Source organism: Kitasatospora putterlickiae (genome assembly GCF_039527695.1).
In the GTDB taxonomy this organism is placed as follows: Bacteria; Actinomycetota; Actinomycetes; order Streptomycetales; family Streptomycetaceae; genus Kitasatospora; species Kitasatospora putterlickiae.
The window spans coordinates 2,332-14,733 of record NZ_BAAAKJ010000527.1 but is presented as its reverse complement, the minus strand read 5'-3'; the positions used below and the strand labels follow the sequence as shown (position 1 = coordinate 14,733).

At 73.0% G+C, this 12,402-nt stretch carries 8 protein-coding genes; 7 read left to right on the top strand and 1 reads right to left on the bottom strand.

The genetic code is table 11. From position 1 onward, the window contains the following. The 5 genes from ABD308_RS38760 to ABD308_RS38740 form a co-directional block, all read left to right on the top strand. The coding region (locus ABD308_RS38760; protein ID WP_344345719.1) for an IucA/IucC family protein at window positions 1–1,469 on the top strand (1,469 nt) is incomplete at its 5' end. Next, on the top strand, window positions 1,361–2,041 hold the full coding sequence (locus tag ABD308_RS38755; RefSeq protein WP_425554965.1) for a GNAT family N-acetyltransferase: 681 nt from the start codon (window positions 1,361–1,363) through the stop codon (window positions 2,039–2,041). The genes ABD308_RS38760 and ABD308_RS38755, both read left to right, overlap by 109 nt. A gap of 14 nt (window positions 2,042–2,055) precedes the next feature. Then, window positions 2,056–3,447 carry a lysine N(6)-hydroxylase/L-ornithine N(5)-oxygenase family protein gene (locus ABD308_RS38750; RefSeq protein WP_344345715.1) on the top strand — a complete coding sequence of 464 codons (1,392 nt, stop codon included), beginning with the start codon at window positions 2,056–2,058 and terminating at the stop codon, window positions 3,445–3,447. After that, complete coding sequence (locus tag ABD308_RS38745) at window positions 3,425–5,251, top strand: IucA/IucC family protein (protein ID WP_344345713.1); 1,827 nt, start codon at window positions 3,425–3,427, stop codon at window positions 5,249–5,251. The genes ABD308_RS38750 and ABD308_RS38745 overlap by 23 nt, the downstream gene beginning before the upstream one ends. Before the next feature lie 12 nt (window positions 5,252–5,263). Next, window positions 5,264–7,396 carry an ATP-dependent DNA helicase gene (locus tag ABD308_RS38740; protein WP_344345711.1) on the top strand — a complete coding sequence of 711 codons (2,133 nt, stop codon included), beginning with the start codon at window positions 5,264–5,266 and terminating at the stop codon, window positions 7,394–7,396. A gap of 116 nt (window positions 7,397–7,512) precedes the next feature. Here the strand turns inward: ABD308_RS38740 and lexA are convergent, their stop codons facing one another. Continuing rightward, complete coding sequence (gene lexA, locus ABD308_RS38735; RefSeq protein WP_344345709.1) at window positions 7,513–8,394, bottom strand: transcriptional repressor LexA; 882 nt, start codon at window positions 8,392–8,394, stop codon at window positions 7,513–7,515. A gap of 344 nt (window positions 8,395–8,738) precedes the next feature. On the opposite strand from lexA, the gene nrdR reads away from it, so the two are divergent. After that, the gene (nrdR, locus tag ABD308_RS38730) at window positions 8,739–9,236 is read left to right on the top strand and encodes a transcriptional regulator NrdR (protein ID WP_344345707.1); all 498 of its coding nucleotides are present in this window, start codon (window positions 8,739–8,741) and stop codon (window positions 9,234–9,236) included. 214 nt (window positions 9,237–9,450) lie between these two features. Continuing rightward, window positions 9,451–12,333, top strand: coding sequence for a vitamin B12-dependent ribonucleotide reductase (locus tag ABD308_RS38725; protein WP_344345705.1), 2,883 nt, complete (start codon window positions 9,451–9,453; stop codon window positions 12,331–12,333). Window positions 12,334–12,402 lie beyond the last annotated feature (69 nt).

Below are 12,402 nucleotides of genomic sequence, written 5' to 3'. Positions count from 1 at the left end.
CGGCCGCCGACCGGCCCGACCCGGGACAGGTCGCCGACCTCGCCGCCCGGGTCGCCGACTCGGCGGTCCGCACCGCCGACATCCTCGCCCACCACCGCGCCGCCACCGCTCCCGTGCCCGGCGGACCGGAGCGCTCGGAGTTCCTCGCCGCCGAGCAGTCCCTGCTGCTCGGCCACCCGATGCACCCCACCCCGAAGAGCCGCGACGGCCTGGGCCCCGCCCAGAGCGCCGCCTACTCACCCGAACTGCACGGCTCCTTCCAACTGCACTGGTGGGCCGTCGACCGCGAACTGCTCGCCGCCGGCTCCGCCGTCACCGAGGGCGCCGACCGGATCACCGCCCGGCTGCTCGACGACCCCGCCCTGCTGCCGCCCGGCACCGCAGCCCTGCCACTGCACCCCTGGCAGGCCCGCGAACTCGCCCACCGGCCCGTCGTCGCCGACCTGCTCGCCGAGGGCCGGCTGCACGACCTAGGCCCGGCCGGCGACCCCTGGTACCCCACCTCCTCGGTGCGCACCGTCTACCGGCCCGGCACCCCCTGGATGCTCAAGCTCTCGCTGGGCCTGCGGATCACCAACTCCCGCCGGGAGAACCTCCGCAAGGAGCTCCACCGCGGCCTGGAGATGCACCGGCTGCTGGAGAACGGCCTCGCCGCCGAATGGCGGGCCGCCCACCCGGGCTTCGACATCGTCCGCGACCCCGCCTGGATCGGCGTCGACCATCCCGGCCTCGGCGACCCGGGCGGCCTGGACACCGTGCTGCGCGCCCAGCCCTTCGCCCCCGGGGACCGCGCCTACTGCGTGGCCGGGCTGGTCGCCGAACGCCCGCACGGCGCGCGCGGCGGCGACACCGTCCCGTCCCGGCTCGGCGACCTGCTGCGCGCGCTCGCGGCCCGTACCGGCCGCCCGCTGCCCACCGTGACGGCCGAATGGTTCCTCCGCTACCTGGACGCCGTCGTGCTGCCCGTGCTCTGGCTGGACGGCGCGGCCGGCATCGCCCTGGAGGCCCACCAGCAGAACAGCCTGGTCCTGCTGGACGCCGACGGCTGGCCGACCGGCGGCCGCTACCGCGACAACCAGGGCTACTACTACCGGCGGAGCGCCGCCGACCGGCTCACCGCCCGGCTGCCCGGCCTCGGCGCGCGCAGCGACACCTTCCTCGACGACCCGGTGATCGACCACCACTTCGCCTACTACCTGGGCATCAACCACGTGCTCGGCCTGGTCGGCGCGCTCGGCTCCCAGCGACTCGCCGACGAGGCCGTACTGCTGGCCGCGCTGCGGCGCTTCCTCACCGGACCCGCCGCCACCGCCACCGGCTCGGCGCTCCCCGGCCTGCTGCTGGACGCGCCGACCCTGCCCTGCAAGGCCAACCTGCTCACCCGGATCCAGGGCCTGGACGAACTGGTCGGCCCGGTCGCCACCCAGTCCGTCTACGTCGAGATCCCCAACCCGGTGGCCGGCGCGTGACCGGGAGCGCCCACGACGAGCCGGCCCGCTGGGGCGCCATGCCCACCGCCGCCGGGGAGTTCCGGCTGCGCCCGGTCCGGCTCCCCGCCGACCTCGACCTGCTCACCGGCTGGATGAACGACCCCGAGGTCGCCGCCTTCTGGGAGCTCGCCGGACCGCCCGCCGTCACCGCGCGGCACCTGCGCGGACAGCTCGACGGCGACGGGCACAGCCTGCCCTGCCTCGGCCTGCTCGACGGCACCCCGGTGAGCTACTGGGAGGTCTACCGCGCCGACCTCGACCCGCTCGCCGCGCACTACCCGGCCCGGCCCCACGACACCGGCCTCCACCTGCTGCTCGGCCCCGCCACCAGCCGCGGCCGGGGCCTCGGCGCCACCCTGCTCGCCGCCCTGGCCGACCGCGTCCTGCGGGAACGGCCGCGCTGCGCCCGGGTGCTCGCCGAGCCGGACGTCCGCAACCGGCGCTCCGTCCACGCCTTCCGACGGGCCGGCTTCCGGCTCGCCGCCGAACTCGACCTGCCCGGCAAACGGGCCGCCCTGATGGTCCGCGACCGCACCCCGCACCCCGCCTAGGACTGCACCCGCCCATGGACACCCCCGCACCCCCGCCCGGGCCGTACGACCTGCTCGGCGTCGGCATCGGCCCGTTCAACCTCTCGCTCGCCGCGCTCGCCGAGCCCGTCCCCGGCCTGCGCACCCTCTTCTGTGACCGGCGCCCGGAGTTCCGCTGGCACCCCGGGATGCTCGTCGACGGCGCACGGATGCAGGTGCCGTTCCTCGCCGACCTGGTCTCCCTGGTCGACCCGACCAACCCGTGGTCCTTCCTCAACCACCTGCGCGAACAGGACCGGCTGTTCCCGTTCTACTTCACCGAACGCTTCCAGCTCACCCGCCGCGAGTACGACCACTACTGCCGCTGGGCCGCCGACCGGCTCGCCAACTGCCGCTTCGGCACCGAGGTCACTGCCCTGCACTGGGCCGGCGACCGGTACCGCGCCGAGCTGCGCGAGAGCGCCACCGGCCGGGAGCGCACCGTGGAGGCGCGCAACGTCGTGCTGGGCGTCGGCACCCTGCCCGTGCGGCCCGCCGCCTTCGCCGCCCTCGACGGCCACCCGCGGGTCTTCCACTCCGCCGACTACCTCGACCGGCGCGACGGCCTGGCCGGGGCCCGGGACATCACCGTCGTCGGCAGCGGCCAGTCCGGTGCCGAGGTCTTCCTCGACCTGCTGCGCCGCCACGAGGGCGACGGCGTGCGGCTGCGCTGGCTCACCCGCACCCGGGCGCTCGCGCCGATGGAGTACTCCAAGCTCGGCCTGGAGCACTTCACCCCCGACTACACCCGGTACTTCCACGGCCTGCCGGGGGCCGTGCGCGACACCCTGGTCGAGGCCCAGTGGCAGCTCCACAAGGCCGCCTCCGCCGAGACCCTCGCCGAGATCCACGACCACCTCTACGCGCGCACCGTCGGCCGGCCGGTCGGCGACGCGCCGGTCGAGATCACCCCCGGCACCGCCGTCACCGACGCCCGCTCCGGCCCCTGCGGCGGGTTCGAACTCGACTGCCTGCACACCGACTCCGGCACCGGGCACGTGCTGCGCACCGACGCCGTGGTGCTCGCCACGGGCTACCGGGCCGCCCGCCCGGCCGCCCTGGAACCGCTCGCCCACCTCGTCGACTGGGACGCCGCCGGCCGCTACCGGGTCGGCCTCGACCACCGGGTGGCCACCCTGCCGGAGGTCACCGGCGGGCTGTACGTGCAGAACGGCGAGCTGCACACCCACGGGGTGGGCACCCCCGACCTGGGCCTCGGCGCCCACCGCGCCGCGGTGATCCTCAACGCCCTCACCGGCCGGACCGTTCACCGGCTGCCCGGGCGCACCGCCTGGACCGGCTTCGCGCCACCGGCCGCCGCACCCGTTCCCGTACCCGCCCGTCCCCGACCCCAGGAGCCGTCCCGTGCCGCGACCGCCGGCCGCTGAACCGCCGCTGTACCTGCCGCCGCAGCTCACCGCCGGGCACTGGCAGCGGGCCGGCCGCGCGCTGCTGGCCAAGATGCTCGGCGAGTTCGCCTACGAGGAGCTCCTCACGCCCGTCGGGACCGGTACCCCCGGGGGCTACGCGCTCAAGCTGTCCGGGGCCGAGTACCGCTTCACCGCCCGGCGCGGCGCCTACGACGGCTGGCTTGTCGACCCCGGCTCGGTCACCTGCGACGCGCCGGAGGAACCCGACCCGCTGCGCTTCCTCATCCACGCCCGGCACACCCTCGGCCTGCGCGGTGACACCACCGGCCACCTGCTGCGCGAACTCACCGCCACGCTGACCGCCGACGCCCACCTGCTCGCCACCGCGCTCACCGCAGCCGAGCTCGCCGACCTCGGCCACACCGCGCTGGAGGGCCGGCAGAGCGGCCACCCGTGGATCGTCCCCAACAAGGGCCGGATCGGCTTCTCCGCCGCCGACGCCGCCCGCTGGGCCCCCGAGGCCCGCACCCCGCGCGCGCTGCCCTGGATCGCCGTCCACCGCCGGCTCGCCGAGTACCGGGGCGTGGCCGGACTCGCCGACCCCGGGGCGCTGTACCGCCGGGAGCTGGACGACCCGGACGCGCTGCGCGCCCCGCTCGGCGCCGCCGCCGGCGACTACCTGCTGCTGCCGGTGCACCCCTGGCAGTGGGACGAGACGGTGCTGCCGCTGTTCGCCCCGTGGATCGCCTCCGGGGAGATCGTCCCGCTCGGCACCGACGGCGACCTGCGGCTGCCCCAGCAGTCGATCCGCTCGTTCTTCAACGAGAGCCGCCCCGAGCGCTGCACCGTCAAGCTGCCGCTGGCCGTCCTCAACACCCTGGTCTGGCGCGGCCTGCCCACCGAGCGCACGCTGGCCGCGCCCGCCGTCACCGCCTGGATCCACGGGCTGCGCGACGCCGACCCGTTCCTGCGCGACGAGTGCCGGGTGGTGCTGCTCGGCGAGATCGCCTCGGTCACCGTCGACCACCCGCTCTACCGGGAGCTGCCCGAGGCCCCCTACCAGTACAAGGAACTGCTGGGCGCGATCTGGCGCGAGCCGCTCGGCCCCGCCCTGGCGCCCGGCGAGCGCGCCCGCACCCTGGCCGCCCTGCTGCAGACCGGCGGTGACGGCCGGCCGCTCGCCGCCGAGCTGATCGCCCGCTCGGGGCTCGCCCCCGCCGAGTGGACCGCCCGGCTGTTCGCCGCGATGCTGCCGCCGCTGCTGCACTTCCTCTACCGGTACGGGCTGGTCTTCTCCCCGCACGGCGAGAACGCCATCGTGGTCTTCGACGAGCGCGACGTGCCGGTCCGGCTGGCGGTCAAGGACTTCGTCGACGACGTCAACCTCAGCGACCAGAACCTGCCGGAGCTGCGCGGCCTGCCCGCCGAGGTGGACGCGGTGCTGCTGCGCGAGGATCCGCAGGGCCTCTGCCAGTTCCTGCATTCCGGGCTGTTCATCGGGGTGTTCCGCTACCTGGCGCCGCTGCTGGAGGCGCGCACCGGCCTGGCCGAGGCGGAGTTCTGGGCGCTGCTGCGCGCCGAGGTGCTGCGTCACCAGGCGCGTTTCCCGGAGCTCGCCGACCGGTTCGCGCTCTTCGACCTGTTCCGGCCGCGGATCGACCGGCTCTGCCTGAACCGCAACCGGCTGCTGCTGGACGGCTACGGGGACCGCTCGCACCGCCCGCACGCCGCCCGGCACGGCACGGTGCCCAACCCGCTCGCCGTCGACGGGACCGCGCCGCTGTCGGGCCGACGGGACCGGATTGTCACCCCTGCCCCGTAGGGTGGGAGGGTCATGACGAACGACTCCGAATCCCAGCTCCCCGCCGACGCCGACGACGCCGGGGACCCTGAGGACGGCGCCCCGGTCGAGGCCGTCCCCCGTGCCCGCGTTCCCGAACTGCTGCACGCCGCGGTCGCGGCCGTCGGCGGCGCCGAGCGCCCCGGCCAGCTCCGGATGGCCGAGGCCGTCGCCGACGCCGTCGACCACGGCGAGCACCTGCTGGTGCAGGCCGGCACGGGCACCGGAAAGTCCCTCGCCTACCTGGTGCCGGCGCTCGCCCACGGCGACCGGGTGGTGGTCGCCACCGCCACCCTGGCGCTGCAACGCCAGCTCGTCGAGCGGGACTTGCCGCGCACCGTGGAGGCGCTGCACCCGGTGCTGCGCCGCCGCCCGCTGTTCGCGATGCTCAAGGGCCGCTCCAACTACCTGTGCCTGCACCGGGCGAACGAGGGCACCCCGAGCGACGAGGGCGAGGGCCTGTTCGACCCGGTCGAGGCGATGGGCGGTCCGGCCGGCAAGCTCGGCCAGGAGGTGCTGCGGCTGCGCGACTGGGCGGACGAGACGGAGACCGGCGACCGGGACGACATGACCCCCGGCGTCTCCGACCGGGCCTGGGCGCAGCTCTCGGTCACCTCCAAGGAGTGCCTGGGCGCCACCCGCTGCGCGTACGGGCAGGAGTGCTTCGCCGAGAAGGCGCGCGAGCGGGCCAAGCTCGCCGACGTGGTGGTCACCAACCACGCGATGCTCGCGATCGACGCGATCGAGGGCGCGCCGGTGCTGCCCGAGCACGGGCTGCTGATCATCGACGAGGCCCACGAACTGGTCAACCGGGTCACCGGCGCGGCCACCGCCGAGCTGACCGTCGGGGCCGTGAACCGGGCGGTCAAGCGGGCCGCCCGGCTCGCCAACGAGAAGGCCGTGGACGCGCTGCAGGCCGCCGCCGAGAACTACCACGGCCTGATGGAGACCGCCCAGCCCGGCCGGGTCGAGGAGCTGCCCGAGTACCTCGGCTACGCGGTCACCGCGATCCGGGACGCCGCCCGGCAGGTGATCACCTCGCTCGGCGAGACCAGGGACAAGGGGCTCAGCGACGAGGACGCCGTCCGCAAGCAGGCGATGGCCTCCGCCGAGGCGCTGCACGAGACCGCCGACCGGCTGCTCCAGGACTCCGAGTACGACGTGGTCTGGATCGAGCGCGGCGACCGCTACGGGCTGGGCACCGCCTCGTTGCGGGTCGCCCCGCTGAGCGTCTCCGGGCTGCTGCGCGAGGGCCTGTACAAGGAGCGCTCGGTGGTGCTCACCTCGGCCACCCTCAAGCTCGGCGGGGACTTCAACGGCGTGGCCGCCTCGGTCGGTCTGCCCTCCGAGGCCCGGCTGCCGGACGTCCGCACCCCGGGCGACAACCCGGAGGCGGCGGGCGCGGGCTTCGGGGACGAGCCGGTGCCGCACTGGCGGGGCATCGACGTCGGCTCGCCGTTCAAGTACCCCAAGCAGGGCATCCTGTACGTCGCCAGGCACCTGGCCGATCCCGGGCGCGATCCCGAACGGCCGGACATGCTGGACGAGTTGGCCGAGCTGATCGGCGCGGCCGGCGGGCGGACGCTCGGCCTGTTCTCCTCGATGCGCGGTGCCCAGGCGGCCGCCGAGGCGATGCGGGAGCGGCTGGACCACCGGATCCTGCTCCAGGGGGAGGACACCCTGGGCGAGTTGATCCGGGAGTTCGCCTCGGACGCGACCACCTGTCTGTTCGGCACGCTGTCGCTCTGGCAGGGCGTGGACGTGCCGGGGTCGGCCTGCCAGCTGGTGGTGATGGACCGGATCCCGTTCCCGCGGCCGGACGACCCGCTGATGAGCGCCCGGCAGAAGGACGTCGAACAGCGCGGCGGGAACGGCTTCATGGCCGTCGCGGCCACTCACGCGGCGCTGCTGATGGCGCAGGGCGCGGGCCGGCTGGTGCGCGCGGGGGACGACCGGGGCGTGGTGGCGGTGCTCGACCCGCGGGTGGAGACCAAGCGCTACGGCGGCTTCTTCCGCTCCTCGATGCCGGAGTTCTGGTACACCACGGACCGCAACCAGGTGCGCCGCTCGCTGGCGGCGATCGACGCCTCGGCGGCGCCGGTGCGGCCGGTGGTGAAGCGGGGCTGAGGCGAGCCGGAGGGGCTCCGCGCGGTGTGCGGGGAGCCCCTTCCTGTGAGCCGGGATCGAGGGTGTCTGGTTCCGAGGGTGTCGGGTTCCGAGGTGTCGGGGGCGGGTGGAGCGGGTCAGAGCCGGCGGAGGACCGCCACGACCTTGCCCAGGATGGTCGCGTTGTCGCCGTTGATCGGCTCGTAGGCGGGGTTGTGGGGCATCAGCCAGATCCGGCCGTCCTCGCGCTTGAGGCGCTTGACGGTGGCCTCGCCGTCGATCATCGCGGCCACGATGTCGCCGTTCTCGGCGACCGGCTGGCGGCGGACGGTGACCCAGTCGCCGTCGCAGATGGCCGCCTCGATCATCGAGTCGCCGCGCACGGTGAGCGCGAACAGCTCGCCCTCGCCGACCAGCTGGCGCGGCAGCGGGAAGACGTCCTCGACCGTCTGCTCGGCGAGGATCGGCCCGCCGGCGGCGATCCGGCCGACCAGCGGCACGTATGAGGTGGAGGGGCGGCCGGCGGTCTCGGCGGTGTTCGGCCGGGCCACCTCGACCCCGCGGACCTCGTAGGCGCGCGGGCGGTGCGGGTCCCGGCGCAGGAAGCCCTTGCGCTCCAGCGCCATCAGCTGGTGGGCCACCGAGGAGGTGCTGGACAGGCCGACGGCCTGGCCGATCTCGCGCATGGACGGCGGGTAGCCCCGCCGCTGCACCGAGTCCCGGATGACCTCGATCACCCGGCGCTGGCGCTCGGTGAGGCCGGCCTCGTCGGTGCGGATGCCGGGCGGCCGCCCGGGCGCCGAACGGGTCGGCGCGGGGAGCCCGTCGTCCAGGACGGCGGAGTGCTCGATGGCCTGGTCCGGAACGCGGCCGACGCCGGAAAGGCCCGGGCCCGGAGGTCGGTGGTCTTCGCTACGCTCCATGCTGATGTCCACACTCTGCTGATTCGTGGTGCGCTGCCCCACCTTGAGCTGGGAGTGTTCCTGCACCGGGATGGTGTTGCTTTCGACGGTGTTCACGGCGGCCCCTCTCGACGGCTGTCCTCTCCTTTTTCCAGCCCAACGCACCTCGTATCGAAAGGTTGCGCCAAACACACGTTCGAGTGAATTATTCGGGAGTTGGCTGACTCGATCAAGGCTTTGTTGTACATCGATTAAATGTTCGAGCCCGAGGCTTCTCCGGAATCCTAGTCCGCGCCGACACGCCAGGGGTCCCACTTCCGCCACGGACCTAGATGTAGTGGCTACAGTCCTCTCCGTGGCCCAGTACTTGTGGTCGAGGCCTCAAGATCGGGTTGCTACCAGCGCCCCGGGATCGCATAGACTCGACCAGTCCGCACGTCCTGCCAGGGAGGGATCCTCAGGTGCACTGCCCCTTCTGCCGGCACTCCGACAGCCGCGTCGTCGACAGCCGGACCACCGAGGACGGCAGCTGCATCCGCCGTCGCCGGCAGTGCCCGGACTGCGGCCGCCGCTTCACCACGGTGGAGACGGCCGCCCTGATGGTCATCAAGCGCAGCGGCGTCACCGAACCGTTCTCCCGGGAGAAGGTCATCTCCGGCGTCCGCAAGGCCTGCCAGGGCCGCCCGGTCACCGAGGACGCCCTCGCCCAGCTCGGGCAGCGGGTCGAGGAGTGCGTGCGGGCCACCGGCAACGCCGAGCTCACCACCCATGACGTCGGGCTGGCCATACTCGGCCCGCTGAAGGAACTCGACGTCGTCGCCTACCTGCGCTTCGCCAGCGTCTACCAGGCGTACGACGGACTCGAAGACTTCGAGGCCGCCATCGCGGAACTCCGCGCCGAGCGGCCCGCCCCCGAGGCGGACGGCACCCCGGTGCCCGTCGCCGCCGCCGCGCCCTAACCGGCCCGGCCCTTCACCGGCCCCTTCCGGGGTCGGCAGCATCCCCGGCCCCCGCAAGGGCCGACGTGTGCCCGAAAACGGCGCACAGACCATGACAAACCGTGCGCGGTCGGCGAGTGACTCCCGCCTGCCCGCACACCGGAAGAGCGAACCAGTCGTGCCCGGACTTTTCGGGGCACTCCGGGCGTTTGCCCAACCAGGAGGAGGAACAGAAGTGACAGACACCACGAGCGGTTCCGCACGCGGGTCGAAGTCCGACAAGACGGCGGCCAAGGGCGGCGCCGGCAAGGCCCCCAAGGGCGGTCTGCGGATCGGGCGCATCTACACCACTCCTGGCGTGCACCCGTACGACGAGGTCCGCTGGGAGCGGCGCGACGTCGTCATGACCAACTGGCGCGACGGCTCGATCAACTTCGAGCAGCGCGGCGTCGAGTTCCCCGACTTCTGGTCGGTGAACGCCGTCAACATCGTCACGTCCAAGTACTTCCGCGGCGCCGTGGGCACCCCGCAGCGCGAGTGGAGCCTCAAGCAGATCATCGACCGCGTGGTGCTCACCTACCGCGCCGCCGGTGAGAAGAACGGCTACTTCGCCACCCCGGACGACGCCGAGGTGTTCGAGCACGAGCTGACCCACGCCCTCCTCCACCAGGTGTTCAGCTTCAACTCGCCGGTCTGGTTCAACGTCGGCACCAAGCAGCCCCAGCAGGTCTCCGCCTGCTTCATCCTTTCCGTCGACGACTCCATGGACTCGATCCTCGACTGGTACAAGGAAGAGGGCATGATCTTCAAGGGCGGCTCCGGCGCCGGCCTGAACCTCTCCCGGATCCGCTCCAGCAAGGAACTGCTGTCCTCCGGCGGCAACGCCTCCGGCCCGGTCTCCTTCATGCGCGGCGCCGACGCCTCCGCCGGCACCATCAAGTCCGGTGGCGCCACCCGCCGCGCGGCGAAGATGGTCGTGCTCGACGTCGACCACCCGGACGTCGAGGCCTTCATCGAGACCAAGGTGAAGGAGGAGGAGAAGATCCGCGCGCTGCGCGACGCGGGCTTCGACATGGACCTCGGCGGGGACGACATCACCTCCGTCCAGTACCAGAACGCCAACAACTCGGTCCGGGTCAGCGACGAATTCATGACCGCCGTCGAGAACGGCACCGAATTCGGCCTGCGCGCCCGGATGACCGGCGAGGTCATCGAGACCGTCGACGCGAAGAAGCTCTTCCGCAAGATGGCCGAGGCCGCCTGGGCCTGCGCCGACCCGGGCATCCAGTACGACTCGGTCATCAACCACTGGCACACCTGCCCGGAGTCCGGCCGGATCAACGCGTCCAACCCCTGCTCCGAGTACATGCACCTGGACAACTCCAGCTGCAACCTCGCCTCGCTCAACCTGATGAAGTTCCTCCGCGACGACGACTCGTTCGACGCCGAGACCTTCGCCAAGGTCGTCGAGCTGGTCATCACCGCGATGGACATCTCCATCTGCTTCGCGGACTTCCCGACCCAGAAGATCGGCGAGACCACCCGCGCCTACCGCCAGCTGGGCATCGGCTACGCCAACCTCGGCGCCCTGCTGATGGCCACCGGCCACGCCTACGACAGCGAGGGCGGCCGCGCCCTGGCCGGCGCCATCACCTCGCTGATGACCGGCACCGCCTACCGCCGCGGCGCCGAGCTGGCCGGCGTGGTCGGCCCGTACGACGGCTACGCCCGCAACGCAGCCCCGCACCAGCGGGTCATGAAGCAGCACGCGGACGCCTCGAAGGCCGCCGTCTCGTTCGACGACCTGGACGCCCCGGTCTGGGCCGCGGCCACCGAGACCTGGAACGACGTGCTCCAGGTCGGCGCGCGGAACGGTTTCCGCAACGCCCAGGCGTCGGTGCTCGCCCCGACCGGCACCATCGGCCTGATGATGGACTGCGACACCACCGGCGTGGAGCCGGACCTCGCGCTGGTCAAGTTCAAGAAGCTGGTCGGCGGCGGCTCGATGCAGATCGTCAACGGCACCGTGCCGCGCGCCCTGAAGCGCCTCGGCTACCAGGACGAGCAGATCGAGGCGGTCGTCGCCCACATCGCCGAGCACGGCAACGTGGTCGACGCGCCGGGTCTGAAGACCGAGCACTACGAGGTCTTCGACTGCGCGATGGGCGAGCGCTCCATCTCCCCGATGGGTCACGTCCGGATGATGGCCGCGATCCAGCCGTGGATCTCCGGCGCCATCTCCAAGACGGTGAACATGCCGGCCACCGCGACCGTCGAGGATGTCGAGGAGATCTACTTCGAGGCGTGGAAGATGGGCGTCAAGGCGCTCGCCATCTACCGCGAGAACTCGAAGGTCGGCCAGCCGCTCTCGGCCAAGAAGAAGGACGAGAAGGCCGAGGAGGCTCCGGCCGCCGCGGTCGAGAAGGTCGTCGAGTACCGCCCGGTCCGCAAGCGCCTGCCCAAGGGCCGCCCGGGCATCACCACCTCCTTCACGGTCGGTGGCGCCGAGGGGTACATGACCGCCAACTCGTACCCGGACGACGGTCTCGGCGAGGTCTTCCTGAAGATGTCCAAGCAGGGCTCGACCCTCGCGGGCATGATGGACGCCTTCTCCATCGCGGTCTCGGTCGGCCTCCAGTACGGCGTGCCGCTGGAGACCTACGTCTCGAAGTTCACCAACATGCGCTTCGAGCCGGCCGGTCTGACCGACGACCCGGACGTGCGGATGGCGCAGTCGATCGTCGACTACATCTTCCGCCGCCTGGCGCTGGACTTCCTGCCGTTCGAGACCCGCTCGGCGCTCGGCATCCACTCCGTCGAGGAGCGCCAGCGCCACCTGGAGACCGGGTCCTACGAGCCGCTGGAGGCCGAGGAGGAGCTGGACACCGAGACGCTCGCGCAGTCCGCCCCGGTGGCCCCCGCCGCCAAGCCGGCCGCCGCGCCGGCCCCGGCCCCGAAGGCCACCCCGGCCCAGGCCCACAACTCGACCGAGCTGATCGAGATCCAGCTGGGCCTGAACGCCGACGCGCCGCTCTGCTTCTCCTGCGGCACCAAGATGCGCCGTGCCGGCAGCTGCTACCTCTGCGAGGGCTGCGGCTCCACCAGCGGCTGCAGCTGACCGGGGCCCGCACCTCTCCACTGAGGTGAGCCACCGCCGAAGGCGGGGCGAGGACATCACGTCCTCGCC